The following is a 23,266-nucleotide window of genomic DNA, read 5'->3' on the forward strand; positions in this document are numbered from 1 at the left end:
TTAATTGTCCCTCATCATCTTGAGGCCGGCAACGACCAGCACCTGATAATTCACATAGGCAATCAGGCCGGCGAGCGTGACGATATCGCGGTCGTCGAGACCAACGGCATAGAGTTTCTCAATGTTTTCCCGGGTCGCGTTCTTCGGCGTAAGGGTCACGAGATCGACGTGGTTCAGGATGGCTTGCAGGCGGGAATCCGCGTGCTGAAGGACCGATGACGGATCAGCGACTGATGCGTGGTCGGAGCCTCCCTCCTCCTCGGCAAGCCGCTCGATGTAGTGCGCATGAAGTTCTTTCGCCTTCCACAAAGCGGACATACGCGCGGCAAGTGCCGCCCGCAGGGCGTAGGAAAAGTTGCGTGGCTCTGCCGGCCGCAAAGCTGCAAGATAGCTGGTCTGCGTCAGGTGTTTGAGCTTAGAGCGCCGCTCGCGGAGTTTCAGCAGATCGGAGCTTTCATCAAGGCCGAGGACGCGGTCGATCACGTCTTCTGGAGGTGTAGGTGTCATTGTTTTTTCAATCCTCGGAAAGAGCGTCATCCAGGAAGGTCAGGCGGTCCTGCCCCCAGTAGAGCGTGTCGCGGTAAATCCAGGTGGGGGTTCCAAATACACCACGCGCCTGTGCTTCGGCGTGGCTGTCATGCCAGGCCGCCATGATCTCGGGCGTGTCTTCGAGCGCACGCAGCGCACGACCATCAAGACCCAGGCCGTTTGCCACGGCGATGCGAACGTCCGGATCGGTCACGTCCTGCTCCTCCGCCCACAGTGCCCGCAGAAGCGCATGACTGAGTTCCAGTGCAGGCAAACCCTGCCTGTCGGCCGCAATCACCATGCGCGCGGAAAACTCGTTGTTGGTGGGATAATATCTGGGCTTCAGCACCAACGGCATACCCAGACGTTTGCGCCAGCGCTCCAGTTCGACGGCGTGGTAGTCCTGCCGCGGCTGAGGTCTGGAACGAAGTGGAACACCACCGTTTTCGGTGACGATGCGGGTAGGGCGGACGACGACATCGAGATCGTGCTTTTCAATCAGCGCCTTGAACTGTGGCCAGCCCAGATAGGCCCAGGGCGAACTGAGCGCATGGTAATAATAAACGGTTTTTCTGCTCATCGCCTTAACCTCAGGCTGTCTTCTGCATGGTGGGGTCGGCATCCGCATCGGTCCATTCGGACCCATCGAGTTCAGGCTTTTCGTAAGCCTTCAGCGCCTCCCAGTGATGATCGATGTCGGCGATGAACAGCGAAGCGGCGATACCTCGCGCAAGCCAGAGCGCACCTTCGCTGATGGCCGGAATATCGCCGCTGACTTTGCCCAGACTGACCGATGAACCGTAATTGAAACAATGGATCTGCTGCAGCCAAGGGGCGGTACCCGGCTCTTTCTCGGTGAAAGAGAAGTCGTCTTGCAGCCAGGGGAATCGCCCGAGCCCAGGGTTTTCCTCACCTGGTGGCGGCGTGTAGCGGTCGTCCCAGCAGGCGATCTGCCCGTTGAACATTTCGAGTTCGGGACGACTGACGGGGTCGATTGAGAATCCCGTTCCCAAAATCACGAAATCGGTCCGAAAAACGCGGCCGTTGATTGTGGTGATCACAACCTCGCCGCCCTCTTCCTTCATCGATTGGATACCGCAGTCGAAATGGAAATAGGCGTTGGGATGTCGGCTCACCCTCAGCGTTGAATTGTGTGGCGCGGGGGTCTGCTGCTTGACGGAATAATCCATGAGACGCCAGCGCCACTCAGGGTCAATTTTCGCGAAGCCGGCGGTGACACCGTATGATCCGATGCCCATCAACTTGTTGATCGTCGGCATTGTCTTGCGTCTGGCAAGAAGACGCACCTCACCGGCCCCCTGCTCGAGCGCTTCCGCTGCATTGTCCACAGCGGACGCCCCTACCCCGATGACAACGACGCGTTTTCCCTTCAGACGCTGAAAATCAATCATGTCGGCGGAGTGCGCCCAGCTGACGTGACGTTGCATGCCCTTCACAAAATCCGGGATCGTCGGTTCTCCCAGGCCATCACGGCCTGTTGCCATCACCAGTTTCCGGGTGATGATCGGGTCAGCCTTCCCGCCGTCGATCTCGAGTTCCAGAAGCCCATCGGGCCGTGGTATGACGCGGGTGACGTGGATGTTGTTTTCAACCGGGATTTCCATCACCTGCCGGTACCAGCTGAGATATTCCATCCACATCGGTCGCGGAATGCGGAAGAGTTCTTCCCAGGCCTCTTCGCCAAAGCGGGCGGTGTACCAAGCCCTGAAGGTGAGCGATGCCATACCGAGCGCCGGTCCGAGCAGGTTCTTGGGCGAGCGCAGGGTTTCCATGCGCGCGTAAGTCACCCAGGGCCCCTCTTCACCTTTTGCGGCGCGGTCCACAATCCGGATATTGGCGATCCCTGCCCTTGTCAGGGCATGCCAGGCGACGAGGCCGCACATGCCGCCGCCGATGATCACGACATCGCTGGCAAGCTGACCGTCAGAGGTCGAGACCGGTTGCGACCAGTTTGCTGCGGGATAGTTGAGGTAGGACAAATCCTGCCTCACCCGGGCGTTGAGCGCAGCTAGTCTCTGCTGCTCGGTCCGGTCTTGCTGTTCTAAAGTCATCAGGTGATCTCCTGAAATTCACTGTTGCCCATCGGCACCGACGGGCATGAGGATTAATCGGCGAGCACCACGGCGTCGCGATCGCGCCAACCCACCCAGACCGTCTCGCCATCAAGATGCGAGAGCGCCACCGGATCGAGCTGGGCCGATAGGAGCGCGCCGTTATCGAGGCGGATCGTCAACGTCGTATGCGCGCCCTTGAACACGCGCCGCTCGATCTGGCCCTTGAGGGCAAAACGATCACTCGGCTGCTCGGGCAGACAGAACAGGGCTTCCGGACGCAGCGCGATCGTGACGTGGCTGCCAACCGCGTGATGATGGCCGTTAAGATCGGCCCGGATCAGACTGCCCTGCCATTCAATTGTTGCAACATCGCCCTCGGCAGACACCAATCGGCCTTCGAGAAAGTTGCTCTGACCGATGAAGTCGGCGACGAAGCGGCTACGGGGACGGGCATAGAGATCATCAGGCGCGCCCATCTGCTCGATCCGCCCCTTGTTCATCACCACCACGACGTCAGACATGGTCAGGGCCTCTTCCTGATCATGGGTGACGAAGATGAAGGTCTTGCCGGTCGTCTGCTGGATTGACTTCAACTCGATCTGCATCTCATGGCGCAGCTTGGCGTCGAGTGCCGATAGTGGCTCGTCGAGCAACAAGACGTTCGGGTCCGGCGCCAGCGCCCGCATGAGGGCCACGCGCTGGCGCTGACCGCCCGACAGTTGCTCAGGCATACGCCCGGCAAAATCCTGCAGCTTGACGAGACCGAGGAGTTCCATGACCCGGCGGTGGATGGACGCCGAATCCAGCCCCTTCAGTTCAAGTCCGAAGGCAATGTTGCGCTGAACTGACAGGTGCGGAAACAGGGCATAATCCTGAAAGACGATATTGACGTTGCGCCTGTTGGGCGGCAGATGCGAGATCGGCTGCCCGTCGAGGTAGATTTCGCCGGAAGATGGCGTTTCGAACCCTCCGAGCATTCTCAGCGTCGTGGATTTGCCGCAACCGGAGGGGCCAAGCAGGGTAACGAATTGGCCCGGCGCGACCGCCAGGTCCAGGTTATCGACAGCAAGAGAAGCGCCGTAAGCCTTGTTGACGTTTTTAAAATGAACAACCGGCTGCATAACTCAGCTCCTCGAACGGCGGGTGAAGTGCTCGGCATAAAGGCCGATGGCGGCGGTGACGATGAGGACGATGGTCGCCATCGCATTGATCTCTGGCGACATGCCGCCCTGGACTTTGGCGAAGATGAGCATCGGTAGCGTCGGCTTGTATCCACCCAGGAAGAAGGTGCGCACGAAATCGTCGATGCTGGTCAAAACACAGAAAATCATGCCGCCGATCAGGGCCGGCAGGATGTAAGGGACCGTAACGCGCATGAAGGCGATAAATGCGTCAGCCCCGAGGTCTCTTGCCGCATCCACGAGATTGGCGGGCATGGAACGCAGGCGCGTCAGCACCATGATCACGACAAACGGCACCGCATGGACGGTATGGGAGAGGATAATCGCGAAGGTGCCCGTGGGGATATCGACCATCCGGATGAATATCCGCATTGAGATGGCGTTGATGAGACCGGGAACGACGGCAGGCAGGCAGGCGAGCGCAAAGAGAATGGCCTTGCCGCGGATGCCCTCGGTCGAAATCAGCAGGGCAATCCACACACCGATGACGGTCGCTCCGATCGTAGTGGCAAACGCAATCCCGACCGAATAAAGCGAGGCTTCGATGAACTGCTTGTCCTGAAGTACCCTGCCATACCAGTCCAGGGTCCAGTTACTGATAGGAAAGGCGATGAAGTTTGCATCCTTGAAGCTCATCGCCATCATCAGGGCCAGCGGCAAAAGCAGATAGATAACGAAAATGGCATAACAGGCGCCAAGTGCCGTCTTCGGAAGGTCGTTTAAGGGGGACCGCATCGTCATCTCCTACATCAGCCGGACAGAGCGACCGCCAACGACGCGCATGAAGAGACCAACCGTCGTCAGCGACACGGCTAGCATCAGCATGGCGAAGGCAGCGCCCTCAGGCCATTTGTCGTTGGAAGAGTGGAAAAGCGTCGCGATCACCTCCGGAAAGATGACGGCGTTCGGCCCGCCGAGCAGCAGCGGAGCGGCGAAGACGCCGACGGCGGTGAGGTAAACCAGGCTGCATCCGGACACGATACCGTCTTTCGACAGCGGCAGGATAACGCGGCGGAAGCGTTGGAAAGGGCTTGCGCCAAGATCGGCAGCGGCATGCACCAGCTGTACCGGGATCTTTTCTATGGCTGAATAAAGTGGGAGCAGCATGTAGAGCGCCAGGAGGTAGATAACGCCGAAGCTCAGCGAGAAGGACGTGTAGAGCATCGGGATGGGCCGATCGATGACGCCGATCTCGCGCAACAGGACGTTGACGGCTCCCCGATTGGCCAGAAGCATAATGACCGAGAAGGTCCGGATCAGTTCTCCGGCCCAGAACGGGATGAGCAGGAGCAGCAGCGCCCGCATACGCTGCTTCGGCTGGAGCACCTTCGCCACGTAATAGGCAACCGGATAAACGATCACCAGGGTCGACACGGTAACGACGGCGGCAAATACGAGGCTGCGTATGAAGGGCAGCACGTAAATCGAATCCGAGAAGAAAAGGGCATAGTTGGCGAGCGTATAGCGCGTGGCCTCGTTCGGTTGAGGCGGATAGTTGTCCGTGAAGCTGATATTGGCCATTTGCAGGATCGGCCCGACATGCAGGGCGAAAAGCCATATCACGGGTATACCGGCAAGGAGTGCGAGGCGCGCATGGCGACTGTCTGCCACCCGGCCTATGGTGGTTCGGTAAAGGGCTGAGCCTGTCACCTTGCCAATCCATCCGGAATAACGCGCCGGGGCTGGCGCGCCTTCCTCTCGCAGTTCAGTCATTGTCGTGTTCACCATGATCGTTCCCAGCTCTGGACAAGCTTTTTATTGGGGTCCTGCGAACCCGGCCGAGGTCGGGTTCGCATCGCAGCCGTAACTCAGGCAGCCTTGATTTCGGCAGCTGCCTTGTCGATCATCGCGTTCTTCATGGCCCGGTTGACCGAGCTGAAGAACTTGATGCGCTCCATCTGGTCCTGTGGAAGCGCCATGGCGGCCCGTTCGCGGTCGTTGAGCAGCTTGTCGACGCCATCAAAGGCCGAGGCGAAGCCCGACTGCCGAACCATGGCAGCCCCGATTTCCGGCGAGGCGAGGATAGCGTCCAGGAAGGTATAGGCAGCGTCCGCATTCGGACCGTTCTTCACCACGTTGAAGGAGTAGAGGAACCCGTAGGTGCCTTCCTTCGGAACGGACAGCTCGATGGGGTGACCGTCCATGATCAGCTTGGACGTCGGACCGGACCAGGCCTGCGCAACGTAGATGTCTTCATTCAGGAACATTTGCTGAACCTCGGAGCCCGCATCGTAGTATTTGCGAACCTTGTCCTTTTGGCTGATCAGGAAGTCGCGCGCCTTGTTGGTGGCTTCCTGGGCAACGGCTTCCTTGCCTTCGTACGTGACATAATCGCCGTCATTGCCTTGATAGAGCATGGTCAGCGAAAGGAAGTCCGAAATGATGTAGGATGTCAGCCCCTTGTATTCGTCATCGAACATCATGCCCCAGCTATCGGAAGGCTTGGTGTACTCCGTGTTACGGGCCAGACCTTCAAAGCCCGCCAAAAGCGGAACGCCGTAGGTTGAGCCATTGATGGTGAGCTGCGGCGCACCCTTGTAAGCCGCCGCCAGCTTGTCCCAGTTTTTCAGTCGGCTGGTATCAAGCGGCGATAGGAGATTGGAGCCGATGAACTGGGAGAGCCGGTGGCCGGTCACCGTCACGATATCGGTCGATGGTGTGGCGCCTTCAGCCGTAAGGATGTTATATTGCTTGCCCTGATCGTCCGTCAGACGGATGCGGATCTCGATCCCCGTGTCCTTCTGAAACTGGTCGATGAAAGACTGCGGTACGAACTTGTCATATGTCGTGATATTGACGACCTTGCCCTGCGCGTGGGCGGAGCGCATCAGGCTGGGCGCCGCCAGGATGCCAGAGCCGGCAGCGAGCAGCTTGAGGGCGGAACGACGGGTCGCTTTAAACTCTTTCATGGCAATCTCCTTGTTTTTGTTTGACCGGTTTGATGGGCAGAGCACTTGCATTTTTAGGGAACGTCGCCTTCGACGGTTCCCCCATAGGTGACATCCGCAACACGTCCTGATGCGCCAGGATCGTGAGCGGTGAAATCGGGCATGCGTGCGGAAGCAACACGGATGATCAGCTGGATCAGCTCCTGGGCAGTGGCCGACAGCGGGCGCGCTGTTGCCGAGAAGATTCCCCAGAGGAACGGGATGTCGACGTCGAGCGGTCGCACAGTCACGCCCGCGGTCAGGGGACCGTAAGCGGTTGCCGGTTCGACAATCGCGATCCCCATCCCGGTCGAAGCGATCTGCACCGCACTCATCGCCGCGCTCGTCGCTATGATCCGTCGTGCACGAACATTTGCCTCCTGCAGAGCCTTGTCCACCCGGCGACGCAGACGGAACGGATTTGCAAGCGTAATGACTGTCTGGCCGGCCAGGTCGGCAACGGAAATGACATCCTTGGCGGCCAGCGGATCGTGAACGGACAGAACGGCTGCACAGCGGCCCTGAAAATATCCGTGCGCTTCGAGGCCGGGCTGTTCGGCCGGGAGCGACGTCACACAGAAATCGGCGGTACGCCCCAGCACCGCCTGAACGGCGGCTTCGGCAGGCATGCTTCTTAAAAAGACCGTATGCGGAAGAAGGGCTTCCGGTAGCTCGGCGAGAGCAAGCGGCACCATACCCGTGGCAAAAGCTGGCGTAGCGGCGATCTCGACCGGTTCGGGCTCCTTGAGACTGATCCTTTGCGCTCGATTGCGCAGATGCTCGATGCCGCTGATGAAGCGTTCCGCTTCAGAATGAAAAGCAATCCCCTTGTCACTCGGCGTTATGCGCGGGCCATTGCGATCAAACAGCGGAAATCCAAGCGACGTTTCAAGGTCCTGGATAAGACGTGTGACCTGGGATTGCGAACGGTCAAGCAGGCGCGCAGCACCGGTGATGCTGCCTGCGGACATAACCGCAAGAAATGCCTCCAGTTCGCGTATCTCCATCGCTATCATGCATCCTTTGCATTATGACAAATTTAATGTGCATTAAACGCATGATGTCTGCTAGTGACAAAAGAGAATTTTTCGTTTGGGACGCGGAAGATGAAAAAGATGGCTTGCTGACTGCGAACTGTGCAGAAAATTAAGCCTCGGGGCGTGGCTTTTGCTCGTGCAGCACATGCATTTACTGGAAGGAGCCAGAATTTGCTGAGGGCGTAGGCAGGCGCGCGGATAAATGAGGCAGGGGAACCGAAAACACAGCCTCTGGCGCGCCAGAAAAAATGATGCATTTGCGCAACGATCGGCGGGCAATGTACAGAACCGGTTTGTGTTCTACGCGAAAGATAGAGACCAGAGGGTGGCGCCATGTCCACTCCTACAACCGAAAGGACAGATGACATGCGGATAGCCATTCTCGGTGCGGGTTCGATTGCTTATGGCATGGCGGCTTTCCTCGCCAATGCGGGGCATCATCCGTGCCTATGGTCGCCCTCCGGCCGCAGTGCCAAGCCGTTGTCGGAAGGCGAACCGCTCGTCGCTACCGGCGCGTTGGACTTCGTCGGTCCGGTCGAGGTCGCGGCAACCTGCGAGACTGCTGTTGCGGATGCAGATGCGGTCATCATTGCAATGCCTGCAAACGGTCATCGTGCCGCCATCGACGCGGCGCTGCCGCATTTGCGGTCGGGACTGCCCGTCATCATCAGCTCCCATAGCTCCTTTGGAGCGCTCTATCTGTCGAAGCGGCTTTCCGAACGACAACTCCGTCTGCCGATCATTGCTTGGGGGACCACGCTTCTGACGGCCCGCCGCCAAACCGACGGGCGCAGCGTCGTCGTCAACACCATCCGCCAGAAGGTGGACTTTGCCACCCTGCCGAAGTCGGCAGCCGCTGAGGGTCGGAGCCTGTGCACTGAACTCTTCGGTGATCGCTTCGTCGAACGTGACGGTTTGCTTGCCATCGCGCTCTCAAACCTCAATCCTCAAAATCATCTCGGGATCGCATTGCTCAATCTGACAAGGATGGAAAAGGCGGAGAGTTGGGGACAGGGCGAACATGTCACACCGGCGGTCGGTCAGTTGATTGAGGCGCTCGACGCCGAGCGACTGTCAATTGCCGAGAGCTTCGGCCTGGAGGTCAAAACAGTTCGCGAACACTTTTCTCTCTCCTTCCACGTGCCCCTCGCCTCTGTTTCCGAAATGAACCAGCAGATGCATCGTGAAGGACGAGGCGGAATGGGCCCTTCCTCCATCCAAAGCCGCTACATTTTCGAAGATGTGCCGTTCGGTCTACTCCCAACCGTGCTTCTCGGCCGCATAGTCAACCGGCCTGCGATCCTGCACGAGGCAGGCGTTCGCATCTTTACCGCATCGGTCGCACACAATCTGGAGGCAGACAATGACCTGCTGCCGGAGCTTTCACTTGATCATCTCGGTCCGAGCGAGCTGCGGGAGCTTTGCGAGAGCGGATTTTAACGGAGCAGAGGAACCGCCCGTGATCCCGACCGGCAGGAGCCGAGGGCCTTTCAGCGGGCCTTTGGCAATCCGCAGATCCTGAGAGAGATCGGCTTCCTGCAACGGCGGGCTGGTACGCAAACCGCAGTCCTGGATCGATTACATGAGCAGCTGGGCAGGCTCAGCCATCGTTACGGCATAGCTAAGTGAGCGCTTTCCGTCATGGCTGTAATTGGCCCGACGCGGATGTTGCCGGTTATTCACGAGGCCACAACTCTATTGCGTCCTTGTGCCTTGGCGAGCAGAAGGGCCGCATCCGCCCGTGCCAGCAGCGTGTCCAGCGGCCCGGCCTCCGGCGAGGTTGCCACACCCACGGAAATTGTTACGATTCCAAGAAGTTTCCCGACATGGGAAATCGCTGTAGCACTTACTGCCGTTCTGACTTTTTCGGCCAAGCCAGCAGCGTCGCCCTTGAGCATCCCCGGCAAGAGCGCGGTAAATTCCTCTCCCCCATAACGGTAAGCCTCACCGTGATCGCCCAGCGTGTCACGAAGCGTTCGGCCCACATACTGCATGACCTTGTCGCCGGCATCATGACCATATTCGTCATTAAAGCGCTTGAAGTGGTCGATATCGATCATCAGGCAGGCAAGTGGTGTCTTTAATTGGTCGCTCGCGAAACGTTGCACCCTTTCATCCAGATGCCGGCGATTGAACAACCCGGTCAAAGGGTCTTCGATAGCCATCAGCGTCAACTTCTCACGCAGCTGCAGATTGGCGATAGCAAGCCCGACATTTTCGGCAATCAGTTCGAGATAAAGCCGTGACGCATCGAGGTGCAGCGCCTGCCCTTCTTTTTCTTCCAGGTAAAAAAGCCCGATCATGTCGCCTTGCGCGGTCAACGGGACGCAAAGAGCGATAGCATCCGGATCATCCAGATGCTGACACGGCACATCGGTGTCGGAGAACCCGTTGGCGTGCGCCCGCCCGCGGCGCATCCCCCAGCACGCAGACGCAGGAAAACTGTCTCCGGCATTGTCAGGCGCTAGCCAGTCCGAACTGCGGTTGAGGATATTCTTGCTTTCGTTCAGGATATAAAGGCCGCCGGCAATGCCGGGAAAGATTTGCGGCGCAAAGCGCGCGACGATGCTGGCGAGCTCCCCCTGGTTCTGGCAGGCCTGCAGGCGGTGCATCATCTGCAGGATGAGGTCCTTGGTCTGTTGGTCTGCCCGTCGTTCCGCGTCGAGCCGATCGCGCTCGATGCCGCTCGCCCGGAAGATTTCAATCGCGGTGTTCATCTCGCCGATCTCGTCCCGGCGACTGTCGGGCAGCACCTCGACGGAATAATCCTGCTTTGCAAGCCGATCGATGATCCCGCTCATTCGCACCAATGGCATGGCGATCCGGCGTCTCAGGATGAAATAGAGCACCGCCAAGAATAGCCCCCCCGTCGCCCCAGCATGATCTTGGCGATCACGCTCCACCAGTCGCTACGCGCTCGCGCCGCGGCCAACTGCGATCCGGTTCTTGCGGCTGTCAAATCGCGAAAATGCGCGACAGTCGCCAGAAGATCCTCTTGCAGTCTTTCATGCTCGGGGCCGAACAACGTGGACTGGGCAGCGCTCCTCTCACCGCGCTGAAATGCTTCGACCGCCGCGATCTCGAACTTGTCGAGTGCGTCCGCATCCGTTTCGATCTTTCGCAGCGCATCGACCTCGGCCTTCGGCAGCGCCTTCGACAAGAGCTGGTCAACTGCGGCTTCCCGGCTTCGCTCGCTTCCATCTTCGGCCCGGAACGCGTTGAGATGACGTTCTTCGCCACGCATAACAAACAGCCTAGCCTCGTCGGACCGGACCTCTGCGCCAAGTGCGAGGTCTTCCGCCAGACTATCCAGCGTCAGATGCTCCTCCACCGCGACACGCTCTTCGATGGCGCTGCGAGACGACATGATGAAGGCCGCGCCGGACAAAGCCGTCAAGACGACTGTCACTCCGTAAGCCCAGTTGGTGATCGCGCTTATTCTCATTCTCTAATACTACACACCGCTGCTTGCGGGAGGATTAAGACGCCGGTTGCGATTGCATGGTGCCTGCTCGACATTGCCGGCGCCGGCAGACCCAGAGTTCAGCAAGCTGGCCGAAGTTGACTGGACAGTCAACGAGAGCGCCACGGAAATCATTCATTCCGTCCCGCGCGGAGATCGAGGTTCCAAATGATGTCCGGCATTCGCCGAAGCATTGGTCACACTGAACAATTGCGGCTATGTTATTGTGGCAGATCACGGGAGGCGGCCTTCGAGGGCCGGTGATTGATGGGTTTTACGGACCACGTTAAGGAAATCGAGCGGGTCGGACAGGGAACCAACACGGGCCGCGACGCCGTTGTCCTGGAGTCCTGGCGGCGCTGTCTGGACGCCTACCAGCTCGATCCGGCGCAGGCGCGCGAGGCAGTGATCGTTTCGGAAACACGGCTGCGGGAACACCGTCAGCAGGCGGAAGATCTGGTACACATCGCCCGCTCCGGCCTGGAGCGGCTCTACCGGCAGGTTGCCGAACAGAATTACGTGTTGCTGTTGTCGGATCGGCTTGGTGTCACCGTTGAATTCCTGGGTGACCCCTCCTTCAACAACAATCTGCGCAAAGCGGGGCTCTATCTCGGTTCCGAGTGGTCCGAGCCCCGGGCCGGCACCTGCGCGGTGGGCGCCTGCATTGCCACGGGCGAGGCCCTGACGATCCACCAGACCGACCATTTTGACATCACCCACACACCCCTGTCCTGCACGGCAGCCCCTATCTATGATACGCAAGGATCATTGGCGGCCGTTCTCGACATTTCACTCCTCAGTTCGCCAATCCTGAAAGCCAGCCAGAACATGGCGCGTCATCTCGTCTCGTCGACGGTGCGGCGGATCGAGCTTGCCAATCTCATGGCAAACAGCCGTCACGATCTGGTCCTGCGCTTTGCGGGAGCGCCGGAGTTTCTCGACGTCGATCCGGAAGCGGCGATATCCGTAGACGGTGCGGGGCGCATCACCGGCATGACCCACGGCGGCGCCCGGCTTCTTGCCGCGTCGCGCGGTCTCGACTGGCGCACGCCCGAGCTTCTGATCGGCCAGCCTGTTACGGACTTCTTTCATGCGGGGCTCGACGAGTTAGCCTCGCTGACCCGGGCCAGCCTGCCCCAGGAACGGCGGATCGCCGTTCGAGACGGCTCGCTGCTCTTTGCCCATGCCATAGAACCGCAGCAACGCACAGGCAGCGTGCCGCCTGCCCGCACTTCCGGCCGATCGCCGGCGATCAACAGGCTCGGCGGCAATGTTCCGGCGATCGACGACCTCAGGCGCAAGGTAGTCAAACTTGCACCCAGCAGACTGCCGATATTGCTGCAGGGAGAAACCGGGACGGGCAAGGAATATCTTGCCCGCATCATTCATGAGATGAGCGGGCTTTCTGGCCGCTTCGTCGCAGTCAATTGCGCCGCCATTCCGGAGCAGCTGATCGAGAGCGAACTTTTCGGTTACGTCCCGGGGGCTTTTACCGGGGCGCTGGCCAAGGGGAAAAAGGGCCTGATTGAGGAGGCCGAGGGCGGAACGCTGTTCCTCGACGAGATCGGCGACATGTCCTATGCCGCCCAGAGCCGGTTGCTCAGGGTTCTCGCCGAGGGCGAGGTGCTTCCCGTCGGCGGCTCGGTCGCGCGCAAGGTGGGTTTCCGTGTCGTCTCCGCTTCGCATCGATCGCTGGCCAACATGGTCGCGGCAGGCGGGTTCCGCGAAGACCTCTATTATCGGCTCAACGCCGCCGTCCTGTCGCTACAGCCGCTCCATGAACGCGAGGATCTGCCGTGGCTCCTCGAGCAACTGCTCCATAAACACAATACGAAGGACAGCCGCCTGACGTTATCGGGCGCAGCGAGGCTGCTGCTTCTCAACCATCGCTGGCCAGGCAATATCCGCGAACTCGACAATGCCATCGCCTTTGCCGCAGCACTGTGCGACGATGGTGTGATCGAGATCACGGACCTGCCGGATCATTTGTCGCAGCCTGCCAGCGTGCGCGTCGGCGACAGCGTCGAAGCAGACCTGCGTGCCGTCCTCACGAGTTGCAAGGGCAACGTCTCCGAAGCCGCCCGCCGTCTTGGTATCGATCGCACAACGCTCCATCGCCGGATGAGACGGTTCGGTATAGAGCGTCCGCACTGAGCCATTCATTGCGGCATCCGCCACACCTGTTGCGCCACAGCTGTGGCGCAATCGTCATCACCCTCCTTGAAAACGCTGTGATTTCCAGCCCTCTCGACGGTCGGCTCGGCTGGCACGGCGGTTGCTCCTCCTGATGGCATGAAAAGCAGCCTTAAGGAGGAAACATGCGCGCCCTCAGATTTCACGCCGCAAAGGACTTGCGGCTCGAGGACATCCCCGAGCCGAGACAGGCGGGACCGGGCCAGGTCATCGTCCGCAACCGCTTCGTCGGAATTTGCGGAACGGATCTTCACGAATACAGCTATGGCCCGATCTTCATCCCGACCGAGCCGCATCCGTTTACCGGCGCCCACGGCCCTCAGGTCCTCGGCCACGAGTTCGGCGGCGTTGTCGAAGCCATCGGTGAAGGCGTGACCTCGGTCGCCATCGGCGACCGCGTCTCGATCCAGCCTCTCGTCATGCCGCGCTCCGGCGACTACTTCGCCGACCGCGGCCTTTTCCATCTCAGCCCGCAACTCGCACTCGTGGGTCTCAGCTGGAATGGCGGAGGCATGGCTGAAGCCGCGCTGGTTCACGAATATAATGTCCAGAAGATCCCAGACGAGATGACCGATGAAGAGGCCGCACTCGTCGAGCCGACGGCGGTTGCCGTCTATGCCTGCGACCGTGGCGGCGTCACCGCCGGTAACAGCGTTCTCGTTACGGGTGCCGGCCCGATCGGCATGCTGACGCTGCTGGCGGCCCGAGCGGCCGGTGCCACCAAGCTGTTCGTCTCGGACCTGAACGATGCCCGCCTCGAGATTGCCAAGAAAGTCCTGCCCGACCTTGTCGCCATCAATCCGAAGCGCGAGAAGGTTGGCGATGTCGTCCGCGCCCAGACCGAGGGCCAGGTGGGATGCGACGTTGCGATCGAATGCGTCGGCAACGAACACGCCCTGAAGGCATGCGTGGATGCTGTGCGCAAGCAGGGCGTCGTCGTTCAGACAGGTCTGCATCCGCATGAGAATCCGATCGACTGGTTCCAGGTCACGTTCCGCGATCTCGAGGTCAAAGGCTCCTGGGCCTATCCAACCCATTACTGGCCGCGTGTCATCAGCCTGATCTCATCCGGCCTCCTGCCGGCGACGAAGATTGTCACCAAGCGCGTCACGCTTGAAACGGCCGTGAAAGAGGGCTTCGACGCCCTCCTCGATCCGGCTGGCACCCACCTGAAGATCCTGATCGATCTCTCGAAATAAGCATCTCGGCCAAGGCCTGAAGGGAGAGGAGCCCTGAAGGCGGCGGTTTGGAGGCTTTGACGGAACGCCCGGCAGCGGCGTTCCGTGACCCTCACCAAGCAATCATGGAGGAGAATAAATGCTCGATATCAGCCCCGGAACCAAGATCGACACGGCCCTTGCGAAGCTCGAAGGAGCGCTGGCGAAAGGCGACGTGGACGCCGCCACCAACCTGTTTCAGGCGGATTGCTACTGGCGAGATCTGGTGACCTTTACCTGGAACCTGAAGACCCTCGAAGGCCGCGAGCAGGTCCGCGACATGCTTTCCAGCCAGCTTGCCGCAACCAAACCGTCCAACTTTGTGCAGGACACCAGGGAGGCCGCTTCCGAAGCGGGCGGCGTTACCGAAGGCTGGTTCGAATTCGAAACGGGGGTTGCCCGCGGCTATGGCCATATCCGTTTGAAGGATGGTCTGATCTGGACCCTCTTGACCACCATGACCGAACTGAAGGGCCATGAGGAGCCGAAGGGCTTCCGCCGCCCGATGGGGGCGGAGCACGGCCATGACAGAAACCGCACGACCTGGAAGGAAAAGCGCGAAAGCGAGGCGGCGGAACTCGGTTACACGTCCCAGCCCTATGTCGTCATCATCGGTGGCGGCCAAGGCGGCATCGCGCTCGGCGCACGCCTTCGCCAGCTCGGCGTTCCGACGATCATCATAGAGAAGAACGAGCGGCCCGGTGACAGCTGGCGCAAGCGCTACAAGTCACTCTGCCTGCACGACCCTGTGTGGTACGATCACCTTCCTTACATTCCCTTCCCGGAAAACTGGCCGGTATTCACCCCAAAGGACAAGGTGGGCGACTGGCTGGAAATGTACACCAAGGTGATGGAACTGAATTACTGGGGCTCCACGACCTGCAAATCCGCCCAATACGACGAGAAGACCGGCGAATGGACCGTCGTCGTCGATCGCGACGGCAGAGAGGTCGTCCTCAAGCCGAAGCAGCTCGTGCTGGCAACGGGCATGTCGGGCAAGGCCAATGTGCCGAAATTCCCCGGTCAGGACATCTTCAAGGGCGAGCAGCAGCATTCTTCCCAGCATCCGGGTCCGGATGCCTATGCCGGCAAGAAGGTGGTCGTCATTGGCTCCAACAACTCGGCCCACGATATCTGCGCAGCGCTCTGGGAAGCCGGCGCCGATGTCACCATGCTGCAGCGCTCGTCGACGCATATCGTCAAGTCGGACTCGCTGATGGAGATCGGCCTTGGCGATCTTTATTCCGAGCGGGCGGTTCAGGGCGGCATGACGACGCGCAAGGCCGATCTGATCTTTGCGTCGCTGCCCTACCGGATCATGCATGAGTTCCAGATCCCGATCTACAACAGGATTCGGGAAAGGGATGCCGAGTTCTACCAAGCGCTCGAAAAGGCCGGTTTCATGCTCGACTTCGGCGACGACGATTCGGGCCTGTTCATGAAATACCTGCGGAGGGGATCAGGATATTACATCGACGTGGGGGCCTGCGATCTGGTCATCGACGGTTCGATCAAACTGAAGTCTGGCGTCGACGTCTCGCATCTGACAGAGAACGCAGTCGTCCTGAAGGATGGGACGGAGCTGCCGGCTGACCTCGTGGTCTACGCCACCGGCTACGGTTCAATGAACGGCTGGGCCGCCGATCTCATCTCGCGCGACGTGGCGGACAAGGTCGGAAAATGCTGGGGCCTCGGCTCCAACACCACCAAGGATCCAGGCCCCTGGGAAGGCGAGCAGCGCAACATGTGGAAACCGACACAGCAGGAAGCCCTGTGGTTTCACGGCGGCAACCTGCATCAGTCACGCCATTATTCCCAATATCTGTCGCTGCAGTTGAAAGCCCGCCAGGTGGGCATCGAGACACCCATATACGGAATGAGCAAGCCGCATCACCTTGCCTAAGCACAAAAAGAGCGTCGGCTTTACCGGCGCTCTTTTTGTAAGCATCCTCCGTTGTTGAGTTAAACAAGAATCGGACATCCGAAGCCCGCTTGCAACGCGCAAGCCCTGTCAATTCAGGCTTTCCATTTTCAGCATATCGAACCGGATCGGCGCGAATATATCTCGCCGGGAAAGCGGCTTCGCCCATGTGGATATCGACACCAATATTTCAGACTCGACAGTTCAGAAAATAATTTCTAAACCCTTGAGTATGATAATTATATTGGAGACGATATGCCGGACTTGATAGCACTCATTTTAGACAATCCTCTCACACTCATCGCTGCCAGAGTGCTGCTGACGCTTCTTTTCTGGATGGCCGGGTTGTTTGGGGTATTCAACTTTTCCCTCGTGCTGAAGGAGATGAAGGATGCCGGGCTTCGGTTTCCGAGGACGTGCGCGGTAGCAATGATCATCTGCCAATTGCTTGGCTCCGCCTTGATCATTACGAACATCCATGGTCTGGGCTGGCTGGGCGCAGGCGCGCTGGGTGTCTTCACACTTCTTTCAATTCCTCTCGGTCATCCTTTCTGGAAATTTGAGGAGCCGAGGAAGACACAGGAATTCCAGATTGCACTGGAACATGTAACCGTCGTTGGTGGCCTGCTGATGGCCGCCATCCTCTCCTTCTGAACGGAGATTTGCTGACCTTGAAACAGACCGCTGACAAGCCGAAACGGCAACGGGGCCGCCCGAAGGACCAGGCAAAGGTTACGGCTGTTTTCGATGCCGCACGCCATCTGTTTCTGACAAAAGGTCTGGATGTCACGCTTGAAGAAATTGCCCGCCATGCAAACGTATCGAAGGCGACAATCTACTCGCGCGTTGCAAACAAGGAAGAACTCATCGAAGCGGTGATCCAGCGAGAATCCGACCTCACGATCACCGGCGGGCAGTTTCGAGCGTCCGAGTCACTGTCGATCAAGGAAGCTTTGATCGCTTTCGGCACGCGCTATCTTAATTTCATAAATGGACGTGAACTGCACGGATGGGACAGATTGATCGCATCGGCATCAACGGCCCATCCTGATCTACCGCGCAAATTTTTCGACGCTGGCCCCGGCCGCGGCCAGAAAATGCTCACCGAGATTATCGCAAAGGCTTTGTCCCAAAGTGAACTATGTGCTCTTGATCCCGGCGTCGCTGCGGACGACCTGACCGGACTGTGGCTGGGTTTTGTCAATCTGGAGATAAAGCTCGGAGCCCGCCAGCCTCTGACGGACGCCGAGATCCAGCACAAGGTTGCAAGGGGCGTGGACCTCTTTCTCAAGATCTACGGACCTTCAGACACGGTTTCACGCTGAGCAAGACCAAGTCACTCCCGGAAAATTGAACCGCGTGTCGGCATTTCCCTGGCCCGTCTTAAAACCTGACGGTCAGTCCTGCCGTGCCGACAAGATTGTAGCTGCTGCCGAAACTGACGAGACTTGTGTTGACGCCCACTTGCCCGTGGATGGCGTATTTTTCGTTACCCCAGGCATATGTCCCGCCGATCCCGAGACCACCCCAAAGGTTGTCCCGGGTGTTGACGAGCGCCGTGCCGGCGACCTCGGTCCTGCTATCCGGCAGACTGTTGTAGTAGAAATTGGCAATGCCATAAGCATGAATACGGCTGGTGTCGCCGCCCTCATCCTTCCAGCTGTTCTGGTAGTCGGTCGAAAGGCCCAGCCGGATAGTAAGATCGTCACCCTCGTCCAGCGAAACGGCGGCGCCATAGACGTCGGTAAAACGATCATACGTAACGTTGGAATAAGTAAGTTGCGCCTGCGGAGTCATCGACCAATTGTCGGCAAGTGCGATCTGCTGGCCGGCCTCGACGCCAATCGCATAGCCAAAGCCGCCATTGTCCGATGCCAGACGGGTTGCCGCAGTTGAGGAATTAAGTCTGCTGTCATACCAGGTCAGGCTGGCCTGGGCATCAAGGTAAAAGCCGCCAGACCCGTACCAGGTCAACGATCCACCCACACCATAGCCGTCACTCCTGATTGAACCGTTTCCGAAAATCGACGTCACGTCACCTGCAATGGTGCCATACCGTACCGATAGCCCTCCGAAAAGATTGCCTGCCTCGCCTGAAAACAGCTGCTGGTCGAGGCCGGCCTGCAATTGCCATGTGTCGATGTCGAGGTTGGCGCCGGTGGTGGAGAACCGGGAATCCATGCTGGCGTGGCGGCCGACAATGCGGCCCCAGATGCCGGTTTTATCCCCCGCTGCTTCGGTCAACGCGCCTGTCTCGCTCGTGCCGGTCATCCATGAACGGTTGCCGACGCGCTGCTGCAATGTTTCAGGCTCGTTGAGCCCCTGCAGCGCCGCGGCGTAGACCTCGTAGACCGGGGCTCCCGCCTGGTATAGCGGACCAATCGGAACGCTGCCATTGAGCAATGCAGACCGCAGATACCAGTCACCGTCGGCGGGTGAGCTTATGCCCCCCTGGTAGAGACGATAGGCATAGGCTCCGGCAACGACGGCAGCGTCCCCCTCGAAGGTATAGTTCCCAAGCAGGTGGAAATCGCCCGTGGATACGCCGCTGACATCCACGATTTTGATGCCTTCGCTGGTCTGCGCACCGACGCCGCCGAGATTGATGACGCGAACATTTGTGCTGCCCGACGCACCACCGGTTACCACCAGCAAATCCGTGGCCGAATTGTCGCCACCCAGAACCGTTTCGATTTCCAGCACGCCACCATTGCCGGCATAATCGCCGGCGACTGTAAGGGTGCCGATCGAATTGCCCGGCGCGATGGTTCCGCCGGAAAAATTCGTCGTAGTCCCTACCTGACCAACACCCTGCAACCGTCCGCCTACGACTTCGATCGACCCGCCAAGCACACCATTAACCGAAAGGATGCCACCATACACCCTGGAGACACCCGAGAGGCCTGAACTATCGGCACTGAGAATGGTCTGCCCGGGACCCACCTGCCAAACGCCACCCGTCCCGGTAATCGTCCCGCCAAAGGTCACTATGTCGGAGCGATTGAAAGCCAGGACGCCGCTGTTGTCGACATTTCCGAGGATGCTGCCGCGCGTCCCGCCATCGCCCAGCTGCAGGACGCCGGCTGCAATCGTCGTACCGCCGCCATAACTATTGGCACCCGTGAGCGTCAGCGTGCCCGGGCCGTCCTTCGTAAGACTACCCGGTCCGGTCATTACCGGAGCGACGCGGATATTGTGACCGTTGGTATCAATGATACCGCCGCCGGAACCCAGGGTGACCTGCTGCGCGCCATAATTGCTGAAAAAATTCGTATTGTCTCGGATGGCGCGGACAATGCCGCCATTAACGGTGACGTTCGCCGTGCCCAGCCCGCCTCGGAAACCGCTGGTTTCCAGAACCCCGCGCGCGCCCGGCGCACCCAGCACATTCAGCGTGCCGCTGGCCGTGGTGTCCGATATGCCAAGATAGACGCCGCTGTTCGCGTAGACCCTCGCGCCATCGTCGATGGTCATGACGCCGGTTCCGTAATTGCCCAGGTTAAGGTTGAAGCTGGTCATTTCCCAGTTCGATCCCGCGCCGGTGACGGTGACGTTGCCATTGCCGCCGGAATTGGCGCCCACATAGCCCTGGCTGCTGGTCAGGCTGGCGCCGTCTTCGATCCGCAGATCGCCTTGGCTGAACAACCCCACCGTGAACTGATCCGTGACGATCCAGGACGAGCCCGACGTTAGAAGGGCCTCTCCGTATCCGCTGATACCGATAATGGCGTCATAGCTTGAGATTGTGGCACTATCGGAAAGCTCAACATTGCCTTGCCCCCAGGAACCGACGCTGACCCGCCCGGCGATAGAAACATGACCACCCTGCGTGACGTTCAGAGTACCGGCCCCCTCCTCTCCGATATTCAGGTCCTGCCGGAGAGACCAGCTGGATGCAGTGCCGGAACCGTCATCGCCCGAAACCGTCACGATGCCGATGCCGCCGGTGCTGGCGCCGATGTAGCCGGTTTCCCCGGTCACGAGCCCACCTGCCAGGATGTCGAGGGTTCCTCGGCCATATTGCCCGATGACGACATTCTCCAGATTGTCCCATCGCGAATCCTGGCCCGAGACCGTTACGACGCCAAATCCTCCCGCATCGCCGCCGACGTAGCCTGCGTTGTTCGTCAATATGCTGCCATTGAAAACGGTCAAGCTGCCGAAACTGGTAAAACCGATGTCCAGGTCGACACTGCCATCGACGAGCGCGGGATCCGATGGTGTGCTGTCGCCGCCAATCGATACCTGTGCCCAGGCGGGCGAAAGCGTCGCCTGCGCCACGACCAACAGTGCCGTCGACATGAGGCATTGGCGGGATGCAAGAACGTTATGGAGGAAACGGCTGTTCTGCATCGCAGACCTAGTTGAAAAATTGAACCAAGCAACTGCGATGGTGGGAGGATTATGCTTAACAAATCACTAACTTCACTTCTCGCCGATTGGCAAGTTGCAAAGAAATCGCTATTTCTGAAAATATCAGCTCCTGATTGCGGTTTATGGATACTGCAGAAGCCATTCCCGAAATCGAGTGAGCAGCTCAGCCGGACACGTGTGGAGCGTAAGGCCGACGTTGAACCAACGAAACGAGCGACAGTCGCCTCATCGATCCGGAAAAGCCTTTGCGCTCCTCGCCGGGCCGGCTGGATGTCAGGTTTCCCTGAGGTCGCCAATCAGTGTCGGCACCAGCTCTCCGACCGTTGGATGGATTGGCACCGCCCAGCGCAGTTCTTCAGTTGTGGCCCCCAGGTTGATGGCGTCGAGCACCCCATAGACCGCCTCGTCACCTCCGACCCCCAGGAAAGCGGCACCGAGTATCCGGTCGGTTTCGGCGTCGGCGACGAGTTTCATGAGGCCAAGCGTTTCACCTTTCTCAACGGCCCGGCCGACGCGGCTCATCGGTCGGGTCGAGACCTTGATCCGGTGACCGGCCTCCTTCGCCTGACGCTCCGTCATGCCAACGCGTCCGAGCGGCGGATCAATGTAGAGGCCGTAACCGAGGGTGCGGTCTGACACTTTTCGGTTGCCGCCATCAAGGAGGTTCGCCGCGACGATCTCGAAATCATTGTAGGACGTATGCGTGAATGCGCCTCGCCCGTTGCAGTCACCAAGGGCCCAAATGCCTTCTGCGGTGGTCTGCAAGCGCTCATCCACCGTGATGAAGCCGCGTTGATCAGCCTCGATGCCAGCAAGATCGAGACCGAGATCATCGGTGTTCGGCCGCCGTCCGAGGGCGACCAGGACATGGCTCCCACTGACTTCGCCCTGATCGGTCCGCACGACGACGCCCACATCTTCCTTGGTGAAGGACAGGAGTCTGCGGTTCAAAAGAACCTCGATGCCATCCCTACTCAGAATCTCCGCAATGGCTTGCGAGATATCGGTATCCTCCCTGGGCGCCAGTTGCTGCCCACGCTCAATGACCGTAACCTCGGCGCCGAAGCGCCGATACATCTGGGCGAATTCCAGTCCGATGTAACTGCCACCAAGAACAATCAGATGTTTCGGCAATTTCTCGAGCGCGATCACCGACGTGCTCGTGAGGTATGGCACGTCCTCAAGGCCAGGAATGTCGGGGATGTGTGGCCGCGCGCCGACATTTATAAAAATCTGCGGCGCAGTATAGTCTGTCCCGTCCACGGACACGGCCTTCGCACCGACGAATTTGGCCTGGCCGTGGATCACATCCATCGTCTCGAGACTGTCAAACCAGGATGCCAAACCGTTTCTCGCATCAAGGGTCACCTTCCTGGCGCGGGCCGCTACGGCCGGCATGTTCACTATCGGCTCACCGCTGATGGTGACGCCGAATTCGGATGCGCGCCGCGCAACCTCCGCGGTCTTGGCGCTGGCGACCAATGCCTTGGTCGGCATGCACCCGGCGTTGACACAGGTGCCGCCAAGATATTTGCGTTCGATCAGGACCACCTTGCGGCCCATCGCCGCCATGCGGGCGGCAAGGAATGGTCCGGCCTGACCGGCCCCGATGAAGATCGCGTCATACTCCCTCATGACACGGACACCACGACGATCAGCGCGAGCAGGATGGCTACCGCATCCTCGATCAGGGCGGCGGGAAGGTCGCGGCCGAAATGCCTGGCGAGATAAGCGCGGCCGGATGCACCGCCGAAGGTTCCGACGACAGCGCCGATGACCCCCGCGAGAAGCCCGGGAACCACCATTCCTGCAGTTGCGGCGACCGTCGCAGCGCTGAGAGCGCCCATTATAACCCTTGCTCCGAATTGAACGGGTACCTTGCGTGAGGGCGTGCCGGGAAGCTGGTCGGCAATCAGTTCCACGATGGCAAGCACAGACGAAATCGCCGCAGCCCAGAGCGAGCCCATGAAGGAGAGAACGCTTGGAGAAATATCGAACCACCCGAGATAAGCGCCCCAGGAGACTGCGGCCGGGGCAGTCATGGTGCGCAGACCGGCGACAAGCCCTATCAGCATTGCGAGAAGAATGAGCATTCAGATCCCCTAAGCTAAATCGGCATGCCGCGGCGCCCGGCTGATGCGCAGTTGACAGTTCCCTTGCCCGTCTGGGCCGTCCTCGGTCGACACGTCCGAAGGAAAGCCGGAAGATCGGCCGCGACGGCGTCCCGGATTGATCCTCAACTTGCCGTTACCTACCGGACAGATCGCAACCGTACCATGGCGCGCCAGTTTGGTCGACAGGGCCGCTGCGTGGTGCCGTGAGCCAGCGCCCCGTCGTTTCGGTTGTTTGA

General features: G+C 59.6%; 17 protein-coding genes and 1 pseudogene. 6 read left to right on the forward strand and 12 right to left on the reverse strand.

All coding sequences use genetic code 11. The features are described from left to right. The 8 genes from ACZ47E_RS23315 to ACZ47E_RS23350 all read right to left on the reverse strand — a co-directional run bounded on the left by ACZ47E_RS23315 (position 1) and on the right by ACZ47E_RS23350 (position 7,727). Positions 1–507, reverse strand: coding sequence for a CMD domain-containing protein (locus ACZ47E_RS23315; RefSeq protein WP_022563158.1), 507 nt, complete (start codon positions 505–507; stop codon positions 1–3). A gap of 7 nt (positions 508–514) precedes the next feature. Beyond that, positions 515–1,108 (reverse strand): 2-hydroxychromene-2-carboxylate isomerase, encoded by a 594-nt coding sequence (locus tag ACZ47E_RS23320; RefSeq protein WP_022563159.1) that lies wholly within the window; start codon positions 1,106–1,108, stop codon positions 515–517. Positions 1,109–1,118: 10 nt separating this feature from the next. Continuing rightward, positions 1,119–2,600, reverse strand: coding sequence for an NAD(P)-binding domain-containing protein (locus tag ACZ47E_RS23325; protein ID WP_022563160.1), 1,482 nt, complete (start codon positions 2,598–2,600; stop codon positions 1,119–1,121). Between the two features lie 53 nt (positions 2,601–2,653). After that, the gene (locus ACZ47E_RS23330; protein ID WP_022563161.1) at positions 2,654–3,724 is read right to left on the reverse strand and encodes an ABC transporter ATP-binding protein; all 1,071 of its coding nucleotides are present in this window, start codon (positions 3,722–3,724) and stop codon (positions 2,654–2,656) included. Between the two features lie 3 nt (positions 3,725–3,727). Further along, entirely contained in the window at positions 3,728–4,519 is a 792-nt protein-coding gene (locus ACZ47E_RS23335; RefSeq protein WP_048902905.1) for an ABC transporter permease, read from the reverse strand. A 9-nt stretch (positions 4,520–4,528) separates the two neighbouring features. After that, a complete protein-coding gene (locus ACZ47E_RS23340) occupies positions 4,529–5,512 on the reverse strand; it encodes an ABC transporter permease (protein WP_022563163.1) in 984 nt (327 codons plus the stop codon). Positions 5,513–5,592: 80 nt separating this feature from the next. Continuing rightward, complete coding sequence (locus tag ACZ47E_RS23345; protein ID WP_022563164.1) at positions 5,593–6,693, reverse strand: extracellular solute-binding protein; 1,101 nt, start codon at positions 6,691–6,693, stop codon at positions 5,593–5,595. A gap of 53 nt (positions 6,694–6,746) precedes the next feature. Further along, the gene (locus ACZ47E_RS23350; RefSeq protein ID WP_048902906.1) at positions 6,747–7,727 is read right to left on the reverse strand and encodes a LysR family transcriptional regulator; all 981 of its coding nucleotides are present in this window, start codon (positions 7,725–7,727) and stop codon (positions 6,747–6,749) included. 387 nt (positions 7,728–8,114) lie between these two features. Between ACZ47E_RS23350 and ACZ47E_RS23355 the strand changes: the two genes are divergently transcribed. Next, complete coding sequence (locus ACZ47E_RS23355; protein WP_048902907.1) at positions 8,115–9,188, forward strand: NAD/NADP octopine/nopaline dehydrogenase family protein; 1,074 nt, start codon at positions 8,115–8,117, stop codon at positions 9,186–9,188. Positions 9,189–9,427: 239 nt separating this feature from the next. On the opposite strand, the pseudogene ACZ47E_RS23360 reads toward ACZ47E_RS23355, so the two are convergent. Continuing rightward, positions 9,428–11,193, reverse strand: a pseudogene (locus tag ACZ47E_RS23360) (diguanylate cyclase). A gap of 285 nt (positions 11,194–11,478) precedes the next feature. Here ACZ47E_RS23360 and ACZ47E_RS23365 point away from each other — a divergent pair. The 5 genes from ACZ47E_RS23365 (at position 11,479) to ACZ47E_RS23385 (ending at position 17,867) form a co-directional block, all read left to right on the forward strand. Next, positions 11,479–13,365, forward strand: a complete 1,887-nt coding sequence (locus ACZ47E_RS23365) for a sigma-54-dependent Fis family transcriptional regulator (protein ID WP_022563167.1) — start codon at positions 11,479–11,481, stop codon at positions 13,363–13,365. Between the two features lie 164 nt (positions 13,366–13,529). Beyond that, the gene (locus tag ACZ47E_RS23370) at positions 13,530–14,603 is read left to right on the forward strand and encodes a 2,3-butanediol dehydrogenase (protein ID WP_022563168.1); all 1,074 of its coding nucleotides are present in this window, start codon (positions 13,530–13,532) and stop codon (positions 14,601–14,603) included. Between the two features lie 118 nt (positions 14,604–14,721). After that, positions 14,722–16,524 carry an NAD(P)/FAD-dependent oxidoreductase gene (locus tag ACZ47E_RS23375; RefSeq protein ID WP_022563169.1) on the forward strand — a complete coding sequence of 601 codons (1,803 nt, stop codon included), beginning with the start codon at positions 14,722–14,724 and terminating at the stop codon, positions 16,522–16,524. 273 nt (positions 16,525–16,797) lie between these two features. After that, complete coding sequence (locus ACZ47E_RS23380) at positions 16,798–17,196, forward strand: DoxX family protein (protein ID WP_022563170.1); 399 nt, start codon at positions 16,798–16,800, stop codon at positions 17,194–17,196. Positions 17,197–17,204: 8 nt separating this feature from the next. Next, the gene (locus tag ACZ47E_RS23385) at positions 17,205–17,867 is read left to right on the forward strand and encodes a TetR/AcrR family transcriptional regulator (protein WP_022563171.1); all 663 of its coding nucleotides are present in this window, start codon (positions 17,205–17,207) and stop codon (positions 17,865–17,867) included. 58 nt (positions 17,868–17,925) lie between these two features. Here the strand turns inward: ACZ47E_RS23385 and ACZ47E_RS23390 are convergent, their stop codons facing one another. The 3 genes from ACZ47E_RS23390 to ACZ47E_RS23400 form a co-directional block, all read right to left on the reverse strand. Beyond that, entirely contained in the window at positions 17,926–20,844 is a 2,919-nt protein-coding gene (locus tag ACZ47E_RS23390) for an autotransporter outer membrane beta-barrel domain-containing protein (protein ID WP_048902908.1), read from the reverse strand. 345 nt (positions 20,845–21,189) lie between these two features. Beyond that, on the reverse strand, positions 21,190–22,551 hold the full coding sequence (locus tag ACZ47E_RS23395; protein ID WP_022563173.1) for an FAD-containing oxidoreductase: 1,362 nt from the start codon (positions 22,549–22,551) through the stop codon (positions 21,190–21,192). After that, on the reverse strand, positions 22,548–23,009 hold the full coding sequence (locus ACZ47E_RS23400) for a DUF4126 family protein (protein ID WP_022563174.1): 462 nt from the start codon (positions 23,007–23,009) through the stop codon (positions 22,548–22,550). Before ACZ47E_RS23400 ends, ACZ47E_RS23395 begins: the two co-directional genes overlap by 4 nt. Between the last annotated feature and the right edge of the window lie 257 nt (positions 23,010–23,266).

It is taken from the genome of Agrobacterium sp. 5Ca39 (assembly GCF_055382365.1).